Source organism: Streptomyces sp. WMMC1477, assembly GCF_027460245.1.
Lineage (GTDB): Bacteria > Actinomycetota > Actinomycetes > Streptomycetales > Streptomycetaceae > Streptomyces.
In genome coordinates this window covers 2,861,989-2,877,300 of sequence record NZ_JAPZBD010000003.1, presented here as the reverse complement: position 1 = coordinate 2,877,300, position 15,312 = coordinate 2,861,989, and the positions used below count along the sequence as shown (strand labels likewise).

13 protein-coding genes, 1 tRNA gene and 1 pseudogene are annotated in these 15,312 nt (G+C 73.1%); 6 read left to right on the top strand and 9 right to left on the bottom strand.

The features are described from left to right. Window positions 1-157: 157 nt before the first annotated feature. From O7609_RS13280 to O7609_RS13255, 6 genes are all read right to left on the bottom strand, one after another. A complete protein-coding gene (locus O7609_RS13280; protein ID WP_269737278.1) occupies window positions 158-703 on the bottom strand; it encodes a SigE family RNA polymerase sigma factor in 546 nt (181 codons plus the stop codon). Window positions 704-1,203: 500 nt separating this feature from the next. Continuing rightward, window positions 1,204-1,512 (bottom strand): hypothetical protein, encoded by a 309-nt coding sequence (locus O7609_RS13275; RefSeq protein WP_269736723.1) that lies wholly within the window; start codon window positions 1,510-1,512, stop codon window positions 1,204-1,206. Between the two features lie 193 nt (window positions 1,513-1,705). Then, window positions 1,706-2,242, bottom strand: coding sequence for a DedA family protein (locus O7609_RS13270; RefSeq protein ID WP_269743628.1), 537 nt, complete (start codon window positions 2,240-2,242; stop codon window positions 1,706-1,708). A 234-nt stretch (window positions 2,243-2,476) separates the two neighbouring features. Then, the gene (locus tag O7609_RS13265) at window positions 2,477-3,223 is read right to left on the bottom strand and encodes a mechanosensitive ion channel family protein (RefSeq protein WP_269736725.1); all 747 of its coding nucleotides are present in this window, start codon (window positions 3,221-3,223) and stop codon (window positions 2,477-2,479) included. Window positions 3,224-3,380: 157 nt separating this feature from the next. After that, window positions 3,381-4,241, bottom strand: a complete 861-nt coding sequence (locus O7609_RS13260) for a hypothetical protein (RefSeq protein ID WP_269743627.1) — start codon at window positions 4,239-4,241, stop codon at window positions 3,381-3,383. Next, complete coding sequence (locus tag O7609_RS13255; RefSeq protein WP_269743626.1) at window positions 4,238-5,032, bottom strand: MerR family transcriptional regulator; 795 nt, start codon at window positions 5,030-5,032, stop codon at window positions 4,238-4,240. The genes O7609_RS13260 and O7609_RS13255 overlap by 4 nt, the downstream gene beginning before the upstream one ends. Before the next feature lie 239 nt (window positions 5,033-5,271). On the opposite strand from O7609_RS13255, the pseudogene O7609_RS13250 reads away from it, so the two are divergent. Then, a pseudogene (locus O7609_RS13250) lies at window positions 5,272-5,446 on the top strand (transposase); the annotation flags it as partial. A gap of 72 nt (window positions 5,447-5,518) precedes the next feature. Here O7609_RS13250 and O7609_RS13245 read toward each other — a convergent pair. Both O7609_RS13245 and O7609_RS13240 read right to left on the bottom strand, forming a co-directional pair. Continuing rightward, a tRNA-Ser gene (locus tag O7609_RS13245) sits at window positions 5,519-5,605 on the bottom strand. A 43-nt stretch (window positions 5,606-5,648) separates the two neighbouring features. Continuing rightward, window positions 5,649-7,439: a S1C family serine protease gene (locus tag O7609_RS13240; RefSeq protein ID WP_269743625.1), complete on the bottom strand. Its 1,791-nt coding sequence runs from the start codon at window positions 7,437-7,439 to the stop codon at window positions 5,649-5,651. Window positions 7,440-7,746: 307 nt separating this feature from the next. Between O7609_RS13240 and O7609_RS13235 the strand changes: the two genes are divergently transcribed. The 3 genes from O7609_RS13235 (at window position 7,747) to O7609_RS13225 (ending at window position 10,524) form a co-directional block, all read left to right on the top strand. After that, on the top strand, window positions 7,747-8,535 hold the full coding sequence (locus O7609_RS13235; RefSeq protein WP_269736746.1) for a glycerophosphodiester phosphodiesterase: 789 nt from the start codon (window positions 7,747-7,749) through the stop codon (window positions 8,533-8,535). A 245-nt stretch (window positions 8,536-8,780) separates the two neighbouring features. Further along, on the top strand, window positions 8,781-9,332 hold the full coding sequence (locus tag O7609_RS13230; protein ID WP_269736747.1) for an ATP-binding protein: 552 nt from the start codon (window positions 8,781-8,783) through the stop codon (window positions 9,330-9,332). A 223-nt stretch (window positions 9,333-9,555) separates the two neighbouring features. Continuing rightward, complete coding sequence (locus O7609_RS13225) at window positions 9,556-10,524, top strand: DUF5926 family protein (protein ID WP_269743623.1); 969 nt, start codon at window positions 9,556-9,558, stop codon at window positions 10,522-10,524. A 355-nt stretch (window positions 10,525-10,879) separates the two neighbouring features. Here O7609_RS13225 and O7609_RS13220 read toward each other — a convergent pair whose 3' ends face one another. Next, window positions 10,880-11,581, bottom strand: a complete 702-nt coding sequence (locus O7609_RS13220) for a bifunctional DNA primase/polymerase (RefSeq protein ID WP_269736749.1) — start codon at window positions 11,579-11,581, stop codon at window positions 10,880-10,882. 672 nt (window positions 11,582-12,253) lie between these two features. Here O7609_RS13220 and O7609_RS13215 point away from each other — a divergent pair. Next, window positions 12,254-13,690, top strand: coding sequence for a PP2C family protein-serine/threonine phosphatase (locus O7609_RS13215; RefSeq protein ID WP_269736750.1), 1,437 nt, complete (start codon window positions 12,254-12,256; stop codon window positions 13,688-13,690). Window positions 13,691-13,830: 140 nt separating this feature from the next. Continuing rightward, window positions 13,831-15,291 carry an aminopeptidase P family protein gene (locus O7609_RS13210; RefSeq protein ID WP_269743622.1) on the top strand — a complete coding sequence of 487 codons (1,461 nt, stop codon included), beginning with the start codon at window positions 13,831-13,833 and terminating at the stop codon, window positions 15,289-15,291. The last annotated feature ends 21 nt before the right edge of the window (window positions 15,292-15,312 follow it).

Genomic DNA, 15,312 nt, shown 5'->3' with positions numbered 1-15,312 from the left:
GCATGTCACTACCTGGCGACCGTGTCGTAAGCGACAGCCGGATCCGGCGGCCGAACGGCCTCCACCGGCCACGGTGAGACACCGACCGCCACGGGTGACCGCAGGAGCCACCGGCCCTCGCGGGTGGCCGTGGGCCGCCGAAGGACGCCGTTCCGCGTCAGGCCGCGGCGTCCAGAGCGTCCGCCGTGAGCTGCGGGTCCTCGCGGAGCTTGGCCAGCGCCCGCGAGACGGCACTCTTCACCGTACCCACGGACACCTCCATGATCTCGGCCGTCTGCGCCTCGCTCAGGTCCTCGTAGTAGCGCAGGACGACCATGGCCCGCTGCCGCACGGGCAGCTTCATCACCGCGCGCCACATCGCGTCGCGCATGGCCTGCTGCTCGGCCGGGTCGGGGCCGGGCCGCGGCTCCGGCTCGGGCAGCTCCTCGCAGGTGAACTCGTCCACCCGGCGCTTGCGCCACTGGGAGGTCCGCGTGTTGATCAGCGCGCGCCGCACGTAGCCGTCCAGGGCGCGGTGGTCCTCGATGCGCTCCCAGGCGAGGTAGGTCTTGGTCAGCGCGGTCTGCAGCAGGTCCTCGGCGTCGCAGGGGTCCGCGGTGAGCGAGCGCGCGGTGCGCAGCAGCACGGGGCCGCGCTGGCGCACGTAGGAGGTGAACGAGGGCGTCGAGGCGGACGCGGCCGACACGGCGGACGCGGCCGACATCGCGGAGGGCGCCGAGGCCAGCTCCGTGACGTCCGCCACGCGCTTGCCGGAACGCGCGGCGGTGGAGGCCGCCGCGTCGGCAGACGTCGAACGGCGCGGAACGAGCGGCGTGACAGTGGCGCCGACAGGGCCGGCGACGGGCGCGGTGTTGCCGACGGAAGTCCCAGGCGTGGTCATGTCCCCAACGCTATGAGCGCTGGTCCCGGCCGGGGATCGGCCGGAAGTGCCGAGCCCTCTCCCCCTCAAGTTGTAGTGCCGTCTCCACCCGCACCTCCCAGGGGTGGAGGGGCGACCCCCACCCCTAAGGGGTGCCTCCCCGAGGGAGCCCGCGCGGGAGGCGGAGGACCGGCCGGCGAGCACCTCGTCGGCCTCGTGCGGTGAGCCGGGCCACCGCACGTGAAAGGACCGTGAGGCCGCACCGGAGCGGTGCGGCCTCACGGCCCGTGCCTACCTCACTGGTCTCCCTCGGCGCCGACCTTCCCCAAGGAGCGCCGACCCCGTCACCTCATCAGGTTCCAGAAGTTGATCGCGACGGTGTCCTGGTCGATCGTCGTGAGGCCGGGGCCGTTGGCGCTCGCGTTGTTGGCCTGGTTCGAGGCGCCCCAGCCGGTCGCGGCCTGCTGGTTCGTCGTCGAGTTGCCGTTGTTGTTCCCCATCACCCCGCTGCCCACGCTGCTGACCACGCTCGCGTTCGACCCATCCCCCGCGAACGCGCCGTTGTCGGCCTGTGCCACGCCCCCGAACACCGCCACGGTGAGCGGCAGGGCCGCGGCTGCGGCGATGAGGCGAGCGGTACGGACACGTGCCATGTCGGATTCCTCCAGAAACGGAACTCGGTTGTCGTGCCGGGGGGTTGGCCTACCACCCGAGCGGAACGACGTCGCGACCCAACGCTGCCCGCCCCGCACCCGCCACACCCCCCACTGCGCCCCGTTTCCCCCGCAAGCATGACGACTTACCGATAAACTCGAATACATCCCGATCCACCCCCGCCGGGCGGCCCTATAACCGCCCGGCCGGGCCCAGGGCGTAGCCCGCCAGCACGAACACCGGGGCCCATATCGCGCTGCTCAGCACGGTCCACAGCACATAGCGCCGCAGCGGCATACCGGCCACCCCGCACAGCGTCGGGACCACGGTGCGCAGCACCCCCGTGAACCGTCCGATGAACACGGCTCCCCCGCCACAGCGCTCGACCAGCGCCAACCCCCGCTCGGTGCGACGCTGCCACTTCCGCAACCGCCGCGTCGGGTAAGGCCGCGGCACCACCCCGGCCGGCACCCGCGCCTTCCACCGCCTCCCCGCCACATACCCGACGACGTTGCCCACCACCCCGCCCACCAGCGCCGCGACGATCGCCGCCACCACCGGCACATGGCCGTGCCACGACAACAACCCGCCCACCACCAGCGCCGTCTGCCCGGGCACCAGCACCCCGGCCACCGGTAACGCGGCCTCCAACGCCGGCAGGACCAGCACGACCGCGAGTATGCCGACACCTCCCCACGCCACGGCGTGCTCAGCCAGCCAGGTCACCATCAGTCGGTCACCCCCCTCCTCCGCCCTCTCCACCCTCTCCACCGGGCGGCTGCTCCAGTCCTCACCAGCCAAGCCGCTCCCGGTCGCGGCTCGCACGACCCGGCGGGCCCGAGCCGGGCGCCGCCACCCCGGCCGCCGCGCCCCGACCACCGGCACCGCCCGCCCCGCACACGGGAAGGGGCGCCCCCGTCCGGAGACGCCCCTTCCCGGAGCCGAGCCGTGAAGCCGCTGTCGTCAGGCGCCGGGCCCCGCGGAAACGCCCACCTCGACGCGCTCGTCCTCACCGGACTCCTCGCGCAGCCGTGCGGTCTCGCGCTCGGCGCCGTCGAGCCAGCGCTCCCACCGCTGCTGCATGGGACGTACGAGGCCGCCGCCGACGCCGACGACCAGGATGCCGCCGACCGTCGCGAGCACCGTGACCAGCACCGGGACCGTCACGGAGACGGCGACCCCGATCTGGTTGAGCGCGGCGATGATGCCGAGGCCGAGCAGGAACACCGCGGCCGTGTTGGCCAGCAGACGCCCGTACGAGACGCCGCTGAGGGCGGCACTGATCAGCGTCTTGACCCCGTTCGCGATGGCCGCGACGACGATGACGATGATGATCGCGACGATGGCCTTCGGAATCCAGGCGACGACGCCCTTCAGCAGGTCACTGATCGGGTTGGGTCCGAAGACGGAGAAGGAGACCTGCAGAACGATCAACAGGACGGCGTAATAGACCAGCTTGGCGATGATGTCGATCGCGTCGAACTGCGAGCGTTCGAGGACGCGGTCGAGCCCGCTCTTCTCGGTGACACGGCTGAAGCCGACCCTGTCGAGAATGGTCCGCACCAGCTTCGCCAGCATGCTGGCGATGAACCAGCCGATGAGCAGGATGACGAGAAAGGCGGCCAGCTTCGGCACGAACGTCGCGACCGAGGTGAACGATTCCTCGATCCCGGATTCGAAATCGATGGCGAGCAACGACGCATGACGCATGGGGATTCCTCGGGTAGGCGTTGTAACCAGCCCGGACTACCACGACCGATACCGCCCTCTCCCGCCTTCCGGCCGCCGTTCACCCCATTGCCCCAACCGCCGCCTCGATACCCCAATACACATACGAAAAAAAGCCGTTCGGAATGTCTTCCCACCGTCAGTCGCCCCGCCCCGCCGTGGTGGAACCGGCCCGCGCCCTGAGCGCGGCCACCACCGACCCCGGGTCCTCGGCATAGAAGCGGAAGGCACGGGCCTCGGCAGGCCTCCCCAGAGCCCGAACGAACCGCACCGGCTCGGCCAGCTCGACGGTGACCGTCGTCTGGGCCGCCACGGCCATGTCGGCGACCCCGCCCTCGTCCACGGCGGCCAGCTTGCCCTCCGGGAACGTCCGCTCCAGGCGAACGGAGGCCACGCGTTCGGGCGGGACACGGATGTCCAGCAGCACCCCGTAGCGCAGGCGCAGTGACCCGTCGGCCCCGATCACGTGCGGCCGCACCACACAGGAAGCGTGCAGGGCGATGACGAAATAGCAGCTCCAGACGTCCACGACCAGCGTGACCGCGTGCACCACCGGCCAGGGGATCAGGAGCGCGAGGGCCACCGTCTCGACGACGCAGGCGAACAGGAACGCTGCCATCACCGCCGTCTGCCCCGGGGCGTACGCGACGGGCAGATCGCCCTCGCGCACGCCGTGCGGACCCCGGCGCGTCACCCACCGGAGAAAGCTGGTCGAGAGGAAGAACTCGTGGGCGGTCAGCTTCCGCACGGGCACCGGGACGGCGTCCTCGACCGCGGCGAGCAGCGCCGCACGGCCACGCAGCCCCACACGGCGGTGCCGCCGGACGTCCCGGAGGAGCAATGCTCCGGTGACAGCTGCCACGGCCAGCACCGCGAGCTCCACCGCCATCCGGGCGCCCGGCGCCACCCGCACCCCGCCGACCACGCACAGCACGAGCACGAACTCCAGCGGCACCAGCGCGGCGAGCGACCAGCGCACCGCCTTCCGCAGCGTCCTCACCGCGCGCCCTCCCGCAGCAGCTCCACGGCCCGGCGCACGGCCGCGGCCTGGGCCGGCGCGAAGTCGGCGAAGAACGCCCCCGCGAACCTGCCGCTCTCCCCCGCCTCGCTGCTCTCGGGGAGGTCCAGCGCCCGTGCCACCTCCTCCGGAACGCTGTCGACGATCGCGCGTGCCGTCGAGTCCACCCGCGGGTCGTCCTCGGCCGCCTCGGCCAGCTCGTCGAGCCGCGCGTAGACCTCATAGGCCCGCCGCATGGCCGCCGGGTCGGCACTGAGGCTGTGCACCATGGCGTCGAGCCAGCCACGGTCGCCGCCGGGCGACGCGGTGTCCAGCAGGGCCATCAGCTGCCGCTCCTTGGCCGCCATCGCCGGCTCGGGGCCCGGCAGCCGCGCGGAGGCCCTGGCCATGTCGGCGAAGAGATCGGCCAGTTCCGGGGTGACGGGCGACTCGTCCGGCAGCCGACCGCCCTCGGCCTGGCGCAACAGCTCCGCGAGCCGCACCCGGCGCCGTCGAATGGACTCCTCCTGACGCGCCAGGTCGGCGTCGAGCTCGGTCAGTACCTCGGCCAGCTCCCTGCCCGCGTCGTCGGCGAGCACGTCCCTCACCTCGTCGAGACTGAGCCCCAGCTCCGTCAGCCGACGAATCCGGGCCAGCTCGACGGCGTCCCGCAGCGCGTACTCGCGGTAGCCGTTGGTCTGCCGTGGCGGCTCCGCCAGCAGGCCGATGCGGTGGTAGTGCCGTACGGCCCGGGTCGTGATGCCGGCGATAGCGGCGAGCTCTCCGATGCGCATGGCCTCAGGACAAACGTTGCCGTCGCGACAAGGTCAAGCCCACCACGCCCCCCACGCCGAACGGGCACCAGCGGCGGCACACGCCAACGGCCCCTGACCACAATCCTTGGGTTCTCACGGTCCTCGCAACACCCGCGATCTGTGGGAGTTGCGAGGACCGTGGGCGTTGAGCGGGTTGATCTTGGGGCGGCCGGCGAGCACCGGGGCCTGCGCGAGGCCGCCGCCCGGTGGGCTGCCGCTCGAACGAGAACATGAACGGACTCCTGCGGCAGTACTTCCCCAAGGGCACCGACCTGAGCGTCCACAGCCCCGAAGACCTCAAAGCACGTCGCTCGGGAGCTCAACGGCCGCCCACGCAGGACGCTCGACTGGGATACCCCAGCCGAGCGTCTACGTGATCTACTCACCACCTGAAACCAAGCGGTGTTGCGACGATCCCTTGAACCCAAGATCCGAGGTCAAGGGCCGTTCGCGTCGGCGTCAGCGCGGAGGCGGTGGGATTTGAACCCACGGTGACATCGCTGCCACGACGGTTTTCAAGACCGTTCCCTTCGGCCGCTCGGGCACACCTCCTCGCGCGGGGCGCCGGGCTCCGCGCGAGGAACAGCCTAACGGTTCAGTCGCCGTCGCCCACGCGCTCACCCAGGGTCAGTTCGACCTGGGTCTCCTTGCCGTCGCGTTCGTAGGTGAGGGTGACCGTCTCGTCGGGGGTGTGGGTCCAGATCTCGCTGATCAGCGTGGGGCCGCTGTCGATGGGGGTGCCGTCGAACTTGGTGATGACGTCGCCGGGTCGCAGGCCCGCGCGGTCGGCCGGGCCGCCCGGGGTGACGGCGGGTGCGTCACCCTCGCCGCGCTCGGAGATGAGGGCGCCGTTGCCGCTCTGGCGCATCTCGACGGTGGCCCCGATGATCGGGTAGACGGGCTCGCCTGTCTCGATCAGGGTCGTCGCCACGCGCTTGGCCTGGTCGATGGGGATGGCGAAGCCGAGGCCGATGCTGCCCGCAGGGCCCTCCATCGGGCCGCCGCCGCTGGACTGGATGGCGGAGTTGACGCCGATCACCTCGCCGTCGGCGTTGAGGAGCGGCCCGCCGGAGTTGCCGGGGTTGATGGAGGCGTCGGTCTGCAGGGCGCTCATGTAGGACGGGGCCGAGCCCTGCGCGTCGCTGGAGGCGACGGGGCGGTTGAGCGCGGAGACGATGCCCGTGGTGACCGTTCCGGACAGGCCGAAGGGGGCGCCGATGGCGATGGTGGAGTCGCCGACGGCCACTTTGTCGGAATCGCCGAGCGGGAGCGGGGTGAGGGTGGCGCCGTCGGGGTCGCTGAGCTTGATGACGGCGATGTCGTACCCCTCGGCGCGGCCGACGACCTGGGCGTCGTACTGCTTGCCGTCGGAGAAGACGACGTTGAGGTCCGCGCCCCGGGCGGCACTGGCCACGACGTGGTTGTTGGTGAGGATGTGGCCCTGCTTGTCGAAGACGAAGCCGGTGCCCGTGCCACCGCCGCGGTTCTCGCTGCCGCCGTTGACCTGGATGGTGACGACGCTGGGCAGGGCCTCCTCCGCGATGCCGGCGACGGAGTCCGGCGCCCGGTTCAGGGTCCGCTGGCCGTCGGACGAGGAGGACCCGACGGTCTCCGAGGTGCTGTCGGCGCGGTCGGCTGCCCAGTAGCCGACGCCTCCGCCGACGCCGCCGGCGAGGAGCGCGGCGACGACGAGCGCGGCGACGAGGGGGCCGCGGCGCTTGCGTGGAGCGGGCGGCGGCAGCGGGGCGCCCCAGGGCTGGGCGGGGCCCGGCCCCCCGGGGCCGTATCCGCCGCCGGAGCCGCCGTGGCCCGGTCTGCCGTCGCCCGGGCCGTGTGGTTCCTGCGGGCCGTGGTGCCCGGTGGGGCTCCCGGGCGGCGGGGAGGCGGGGGGCGGGCCCCAGCCGCCCGAGCCGTGCTGGGCCGTCGGCGCGGGGGTGGCCACATGGCCGGGTGAGGCGGGAAAGGCGGGAGGCGAGGTGGGAGCCGCCGGGGGCTTGGTGGGGGCGGCCGGGGCGGTTACGCCGGAGTCGGCGGCTGGGCCGAGGGTGCCGGGGGCAGCGGCGGCGGTGCCGGGGGCGGACTCGGGGCCTGGGTGGGGCGCCGAGCCGGACGCCGCGTCAGGGGCCTGCGTGGGCGCCGTCCCGGGGCCGGAGTCGGCGGGCGCGATGCCGGAAGCCGCGGCGCCGGGGGGCTCGGGAGCCGTCGAGCCGGGGCCCGGGTCGGCCGGGGGGACGGCGGGGAGGGGCGCCGTCGGGTCTTCGGGGGCGGGCCGCTCCTGAGCGTCGGGCGCCGCAGCCGGAGGCTCGCGGTCACCGGCCGGGGCCGCCTGGTCGGCGGCGCGGCGCTCGTCAGGCGATGGGCCCACGCCCTCGTGCTCGGGGTTCACAGCGGTCTCCTCGGGTTCCTGTCGTCGCCGGTCACGGTCGCCGGTGCCGGGGCGGCACCGGTACTGGCCTCGCCGCGGCGGCGCGCCGGGGGTGTCGGCGGCCGCCTGCCGCTCGGTTCCAGTGTGCAGAAAGCCTTGCCCATGGCCCGTCAGCTCGGCGTAAACCGTGTGGCCGCCTTCGGGTGTGGCCTTTACCTCCGGCACATCGCCCCCGGTCACCGCTGCTGAGGGGGCGGGGTGAAGGGTTGGGGGTGGATGGGACGATGGCGTCGTGCCAGGCCCACATTCCCCGGTTTCCCCGGTCTCCGTGATCGCGCACCGCGGTGCCTCCGAGGATGCCCCGGAGCACACGCTCGCCGCGTACCGGAAGGCGATCGAGCACGGCGCCGACGCGTTGGAGTGCGACGTCCGCCTCACCGCCGACGGGCACCTCGTCTGTGTGCACGACCGTCGGGTGAACCGGGTGTCCAACGGCCGGGGCGCGGTCTCGACGTTGGAGCTGGCGGATCTGGCGGCCCTGGACTTCGGTTCCTGGAAGGACCAGGAGGAGCAGCCGGAGCGCACGGACCCGGAGCCGGAGCGCACGGACCCCGACCGCAGCTCCGTGTTGACGCTGGACCGGCTGTTGCGGCTGGTCAAGGACTCGGAGGAGGCCGGCCGACGGGTGGAGCTGGCCATCGAGACGAAGCACCCGACGCGTTGGGCCGGTCAGGTGGAGGACCGGCTGGTCGAGCTGGTTCGGGAGTACGGGCTGACGGACTCGGTCCGGGTGATGAGCTTCTCGGCGCGTTCGCTGCACCGGGTGCGGGCGGCGCTGCCGCGGGTACCGACGGTCTATCTGATGCAGTTCCTGCTGCCACGGCACCGGGAGGGACGGCTGCCGCCGGGCGTGGGGATCGGCGGTCCGGCCATGCGGATCGTGCGCAGTCACCCGGAGTACGTCATCCGGGCCCAGCGTGCGGGACACCAGGTCCACGTGTGGACGGTGGACGATCCGCTGGACGTGGAACTGTGCGCACGGCTCGGGGTGGACGCCGTCATCACGAACCGGCCGCGGCAGGTGGTGGAGCAGTTGGCGGCTCTCGGCCGGAGGTGACGCGCCGGGGGCAGGAGCGCCGCACGGCGCGGGGCGCACCGCGGAGGTCCGAGCGCCCGGCTGACGGAGCCGGCGCGGGGGCGCACGGCGGGGTGCGGGAGGGGCGCTGTGGGGCGCGGCGGGGCTCCAGGGGTGTGGTCACACGGAGTGCTCCGGCGCACGCGATGCGTGCCGGTACGTCGGGATTGCCTCAATGACCTGCGACAGGTCGGTTTCCGGCCGGTAGGGAGAGGGCATCCATCACGATGCGTGGGGCAGAGGAGGTTCCGGGGGTGGCGTTCGTGGTGGCACAGGAAGTGCCGACGTCGTCGACGATGGCCGTTCCCCATGGGCCGGTCGGCGTCGGTCTGGCGAGGCGGCGGATGCGTGACGAGCTCCGTGCGTCGGGTGCGCCGGACGCGGTCGTGGACGACGCCGTCCTGGTCCTGTCCGAGCTGTTGAGCAACGCGACGCGGCACGCTCGCCCGCTTCCGCCCGACGACTCGGTGCGGGCGGACTGGAGCCGGGGCTCTGCCGGGGAGGTCACGATCGCGGTGACGGACGGGGGTGGTCCCACGCGGCCGCTTCCCGCCTCGCCCTCGGTGACCGCGCACGGCGGCCGGGGGCTGTCCATCATCACCTCGCTCGCGCAGGCCTGGGGTGTGCGCGAGGACGTGGAGTGCGAGGCCGTGACGGTGTGGGCGGTCGTGGGCCGGCCGGAGTTCGGCGGCGCCGCGAAGGCCGGGCACGCGCCGAGCGGGCTGGACGGCATCGAGGGGCTCGACGGGTTCGAGGGCCTGGACGGCATCAGCGTCTGACCCTGCCGTGGCGGCCCGGCCCGGTGAGATACCCGGGCGCGGCCGGACGGCGTACGGTGTGATCCGCCGGTCGGCCCTGGACGGGTCGCGTGGATCGTGCCGGATCAGGCCCAGGGCCCGCCGCGGCGGCGGGTGTCCCGGGCGGGGCAGGCCAGATGCTCGCGACGTGCCCGGGCGGCCGCCGGTCAGTCAGTCCCGCCAGTGATGCACGGAGATCCGCCCCATGGCCAAGAAGCGCCGTCCTCAGTCCCAGGCCGCGAAGCCGCGACGCGTCGACGGGGAGATTCCCGTCGTCGGTGCGCGCGAGCCCTGCCCGTGCGGTTCGGGCCGCCGGTACAAGGCCTGCCACGGCCGGGCCGCGGCCCAGGCGGTGACGGAGCTGGTGCAGCGGCCGTTCGAGGGTCTGGCCGGGGAGTGCGACTGGGTGGCGCTGCGCGAGCTGGTCCCGGCGGCCACGGTGCCGCTGACGCTGGCGGACGGGCTGCCCGAGGGCGTCCCCTCGGTGACGCTGGCGACGGTGCTGCCGATGGCGTGGCCCGCGCTGCGGCGCGACGACGGCTCGGTGATGGTGGGGCTGCAGAACGACACGCCCTCCGGTGACCTGAGCCGGGACCTCGCCGACGTGCTGCGGCGGGCGCTGACCGGCGAGCCGGGGCAGCCCGTGGCGGCGGAGCGGGCGCCGGGTGAGGGGCCGCGACTGCAGGACCTGCTGGACCCCGAGGCGCCGTTCACGCCGGAGGTGCACGACGGCTTCGAGTTCTGGGTGCCGAACGCGGAGAGCGCGGACGGCGCGGTCGCGGCCTCGCTGGAGCGGGCCAACGAGGCGGCGCTGCCGACGAGTCGGCTGACCGGGGTGGAGGCGGCCTACTGGTGCCGCACGCCGGAGAAGAACCACCTGCGGTGGGTCATGCCGCACCCGGAGGAGCGGCTGATGAACGCGCTGGCCCGGCTGCACGCCGCCGGAGCCTCGGGGCTCGGGGACGGGACGCGGCTGGTCGGTTCGTTCCGGGCGCACGGCCTGATGGTGCCGGTGTGGGACCTGCCGGGGGCGATGACGGCGGAGGACTGCGAGAAGCCCGCGGCGGCCTTCGCCGAGCGGTTGGGCGAGGCGCTGGCGGACGACTCGCCGTTGACGGCGGACGAGCGGCGGGCCCGCAGCGGTCTGACCAACCGGCAGATCACGCTGAGTTGAAGTCCGCCGAGACGACGGAGATCACTGATTGAACACTCAATGACTAGTGATTCTCGTCACAAGCGCCCTTCCCAGCCGCCTTTCTGGGGCTGAAAAGGGACGAGGGAATTTGCGAACGGCCCAACTCTTGTTACCGTTCTACAAGCCCGGTCGCTGGTGCATCCCCCGTCGCCAGCGACCGGGCTTTTCCATGCCCGCACGCGCCCTCGCCGCGTGTTTCCGGCGCACACCCCCGCAGCACACCCGGCACAGCACACCTCCCGCACGCGGACGACGCACACCGACCCGCGTGCCGCACCGGCCGCTCTCGCCGCACGCGTCCGTCACACCCTCCGTGCCCGCACAACGCCGAGGCTCAGTGCGCGAGCCGGTCGCCGCTGTCCGGCGCGCTGATGCTGGCCTCGACGAGAACGTCGAGCAGCCCCTCGACGCCCGGCAGCCACGGCTCGTCGCGCTCGGGGGCCCGGAGCCAGCGCACCGGCCCGGCCGGGAGCCGCGTCGGGGGCAACGGCACGTAGCCACCATCCCCGTGGAAGCGCAGCGAGCTGGGCACCCGGTCCCGCGCGTGGAGCAGCTCGCCCAGTTCCGGCAGGTCGTACGGCCGGACGAGCAGCACGAGCCGGCTGGGCGTGGCGAGGACGGGGCCGGTGCGCACCCGGAGGTCCTCGAAGGCGTCCAAGGCGCGGAGGCCGGCGTCGAGCGGGAGGCTCAGGGCGCACGGCGCCCGGCCGCCGGTGGCCAGGAGTACGGGCGCGTCGGGCCGCCGCGTCCACCACCAGCGGACCATGCGGGCGTCGGTCGTGGCCGCGAGCAGGTCGGGGTCGAAGGGGTGCGCTCCGGGGACCGCGCAGTCCGGCAGCCCGCAGGAACAGGCCATTTCCGCGTCGTCGGTCCGTCCGGTTCCGCTCGTGGGCAGCAGCCGCCGGGCGGCCCGCGCGGGCCGTTCTCTCGGCTCCGCCCCGGGGACCACCGGCCAGCGCCATCGGGTGGCACAGGTCAGTGCGGCCGAACGCCGCCCCCTACGAGTGACACGTCGCCTTCCGAGGATCTCGCGCATAAGCGCTCGTTCCTTTCCGTAACGTCCGTAAACACCGGCAGCCCGAGGAATGGGAACTGCCGCATTGCGTCGTGCCGTACTGCGTGATGCCTTCGTGCCGTACTGCCGCCCGCTCACCCGGCGCTGCGCACCGGTACCGGTTCTCGCCACCGCGTGTGCGAGGCAGCGCATCATGCCGCGGGCCGTGCGTGGAACGTGGCGGGGGGTGGCGCGCACGTGGCGCTTGCGCTCTCGTCGTGCTGGGTCGTGCGTTCGGTTCGAACGTGCCTGACGCCCTGCTGGTTCGCCACTCGGGCCGACGGGCACCCGGTTCACCGGGGCGCCCGCGCCTCACCGATTACGACGCGCGGCTCCGCCGAAGGGTTCCACTCGGCCCAACTGCCCCGCGTCCGTTTGGTGATACGTACCCGGAACAGCCGTACGGCCGCTGCTGAGCCAGGCCAGTCGATCGTGAATATGCACAAGCAGGGTACTTTTCGCGCCATTCTGCGGGACACTACAAGGGCCACCCCCGGGGCCCTGAGCCTCCTGGACACCAGCACCCCGAACCGGGCGATGCTGGACATCGCGTCATCGCGACGTGTACATCTGGATGCATTGATAGCAGAGCGGCATGACATGGGGGTTTGCGATGCTTTTGCGAGAAATCACCCCTGACGAGAGCTGCTCCTCATGAGCACGCCCCATTCGTCAAAAGTGGCTGGAATCAATCCCCCTCCGACGTCGCCGGAGCAGACTAACCCGCCCACGGACGCAGGGAGTTCGGCGGACGTGCGCGCGTCGGAGGACATCACCCCGCCCGGGGGCCCGGTCGCCGGACTCGCGCCGCGCCGGCCCGGCGGCGCCGAGGAGACGCCCGAACACTGGTCCGGTCCCGTCGAACAGTTGGCCGCCCTGCACGACCGCCTCGCGACCTGGGTCACGGACCTCACGACCCTGCACGAGCTGACGGAACGGCTCGCCCGCACCGAGACGCTCGACGCCACCCTGGACGAGACGCTGCGCGGCGGAGCCGCCCTCGTCGGAGCCCGGCGCGGCCTGGTCGCCCTGGAGCCCGGCGACGGCCTGGGCCCGCGGCACACCGTGGGCCTCGGGCTCGGCCGGGCGGACCTCGGCCAGATCGAGACGGTTCCCGGCGCCGTCGTCACCCACGCGGACATCGGGAGCGAGCGCGGCGTCGGCACCCGGCACCGGGAGGTCGCCGCCCGGCTCGGCTTCGCGGCGACGCACGCCGCCCCGGTGACGACCGAGGCCGCGGTGTCCCTGGGCGCGGCGATGTGGCTGTACGACGAGCCCGCCACGCCCACCGAGCGCCAGTGCCACCTGCTGGGCCTCTACCTGCGGTGCGCGGCCGAGCACATCGCCCGCCGGCTCGAGCTCAGCCGCGCGCAGGCGGCCGTCGCCGCCGTCCACGAGGAGCTGCTGCCCGTCCGGCTGCCGAGAGTGCCCGGGGTCCGGATGGCGGTGCGGCACCGCACCGGCCCGCGGGGCGGCGGCGACTGGTACGACGTCCTGCCGCTGCCGGAGGGGGCGCTCGGGCTCTCCGTGGGCGGGGTCAGCGGCACCGGGCCCGGCTCGGTCGCCGTCATGGGGAGGCTGCGCGCGTCTCTGCGGGCCTACGCCGTGATGGAGGGCGAGGACCCGGTGGCCGTGCTGTCCGACCTGGAGCTCCTCCTGCGCCTGACCGAACCCGCGCGGTGTGCGACGGCCCTGTTCGGGTACGTCGAGCCGAAGGCCCGGCGCGTCACGCTCGCGGGGGCCGGGCACTGTCCGCCGTTGATCGTCGGGCCGCGGCGGTGCGAGTTCGCCGAGACGACGCTCTCCGCCCCGCTGGGCATGCTCACCTGCTGGGAGGCCCCCAGTGTGGAGCTGAGCCTGACCGCTGGTGAAACGCTCCTGCTCTACAGCGACGGCCTGGTCCAGCGCACCGGCGAGCCGATGGACCGCGCCCTCGCCAGGCTCCGCTCCGCGGTCATGGACGCCGCTCCGTCCGTCCGCGACGACCCCGAGGAGCTGACCGACCACGTTCTGCACACCGTGCTGCCGGACGGGCTGGCCGACGATCCGTGCAGTGAGGAGGACGTCGTCCTGCTGGCGGCGCGCTTCTGACGCGGCAGGCGGCCGGCGGCCGGGGCCTCGCGCGGGCACCGCCACACCGCCGCTTTCGTCACCTATGGCAGCCCTGGGGTACCCCTTCGCTCGGACATACGATGGAGGGCGGCTTGAGTCCGATGCAAGGAGGCACCGACGTGGCCGAGCAGCAGTCGCCGGAGACCCCGGAAGACGAGCAGCAGCCGATCAAGGGACGGAAGAACGGTCTGGAAACCAGCGTGTCCGACGAGCTCACCGAGAACATGAAGACGGGGTGGGCCGACACCGAGCGGCGCGACCTCGAGCCGATCGCCCAGGCCCCGCACACGGCCCGCCGCCGTGCGGCGCTCTCCGCCCGCTTCCCCGGGGAGCGGCTGGTCGTGCCCGCGGGCAACCTGAAGACGCGCTCGAACGACACGGAGTACCCCTTCCGCGCGTCGGTCGAGTACGCCTACCTCACCGGTGACCAGACACAGGACGGCGTCCTCGTGCTGGAGCCGCGCACCGAGGGCGGCCACGAGGCGACGCTCTACCTGCTGCCCCGCTCGGACCGGGAGAACGGCGAGTTCTGGCTGGACGGCCAGGGCGAGCTGTGGGTCGGCCGCCGCAACAGCCTCGCCGAGGGCGAGCAGCTCTACGGCATCCCCTGCGCGGACGTGCGCGAGCTTCCCGGGAAGCTGCGCGAGGCCAGCGGCCCGGTGCGCATCGTGCGCGGCCACGACGCCGGCCTGGAGCGGGCGCTGACCGACAAGGTCACCGCCGAACGGGACGAGCAGCTGCGCGAGTACCTCTCGGAGGCGCGGCTGGTGAAGGACGAGTTCGAGGTCGGTGAGCTGCAGAAGGCCGTGGACTCCACGGTGCGCGGCTTCGAGGACGTCGTCCGCGTCCTCGACCGGGCGGAGGCGACGTCCGAGCGCTACATCGAGGGCACGTTCTTCCTGCGCGCCCGCGTCGAGGGCAACGACATCGGCTACGGCTCGATCTGCGCCTCGGGGCCGCACGCGACGACGCTGCACTGGGTGCGCAACGACGGCCCGGTCAACTCCGGCGACCTGCTGCTGCTGGACGCCGGCGTGGAGACGCACAGCCTCTACACCGCCGACGTCACCCGCACGATGCCGGTCAACGGCACCTTCACCGAGCTCCAGCGCAAGATCTACGACGCGGTGTACGAGGCGCAGGAGGCGGGTATCGCCGCCGTCAAGCCCGGGGCGAAGTACCTGGACTTCCACCACGCCGCCCAGCGCGTCCTGGCCGAGAGGCTGGTCGAGTGGGGGCTGCTGGAGAGCCCGGTGGAGAAGGCCCTGGAGCTCGGGCTCCAGCGGCGCTGGACGCTGCACGGCACCGGCCACATGCTCGGCCTGGACGTGCACGACTGCGCCGCCGCCCGCCGCGAGTTCTACGCCGAGGGCACCCTTGAGCCGGGCATGTGCCTGACCGTGGAGCCGGGCCTGTACTTCCAGCCGGACGACCTGACGGTGCCCGAGGAGTACCGCGGCATCGGGGTGCGCATCGAGGACGACATCCTGGTCACCGAGGACGGCAACCGGAACCTGTCCGCGGGGCTCCCGCGCACCTCGGACGACGTCGAGGCGTGGATGGCACGGCTGCGCGGCTGACGCGGTCCGCCCGTTCGCGTG

What these genes read in the sequence shown, in the direction of transcription:
- O7609_RS13280 (WP_269737278.1), bottom strand. Translation starts at nt 703, where the DNA reads ATGTCGGCCGCGTCCGCCGTGTCGGCCGCGTCCGCCTCGACGCCCTCG.
- O7609_RS13275 (WP_269736723.1), bottom strand. Translation starts at nt 1,512, where the DNA reads ATGGCACGTGTCCGTACCGCTCGCCTCATCGCCGCAGCCGCGGCCCTG.
- O7609_RS13270 (WP_269743628.1), bottom strand. Translation starts at nt 2,242, where the DNA reads ATGGTGACCTGGCTGGCTGAGCACGCCGTGGCGTGGGGAGGTGTCGGC.
- O7609_RS13265 (WP_269736725.1), bottom strand. Translation starts at nt 3,223, where the DNA reads ATGCGTCATGCGTCGTTGCTCGCCATCGATTTCGAATCCGGGATCGAG.
- O7609_RS13255 (WP_269743626.1), bottom strand. Translation starts at nt 5,032, where the DNA reads ATGCGCATCGGAGAGCTCGCCGCTATCGCCGGCATCACGACCCGGGCC.
- O7609_RS13230 (WP_269736747.1), top strand. Translation starts at nt 8,781, where the DNA reads ATGCGTGGGGCAGAGGAGGTTCCGGGGGTGGCGTTCGTGGTGGCACAG.
- O7609_RS13225 (WP_269743623.1), top strand. Translation starts at nt 9,556, where the DNA reads ATGGCCAAGAAGCGCCGTCCTCAGTCCCAGGCCGCGAAGCCGCGACGC.
- O7609_RS13220 (WP_269736749.1), bottom strand. Translation starts at nt 11,581, where the DNA reads ATGCGCGAGATCCTCGGAAGGCGACGTGTCACTCGTAGGGGGCGGCGT.
- O7609_RS13215 (WP_269736750.1), top strand. Translation starts at nt 12,254, where the DNA reads ATGAGCACGCCCCATTCGTCAAAAGTGGCTGGAATCAATCCCCCTCCG.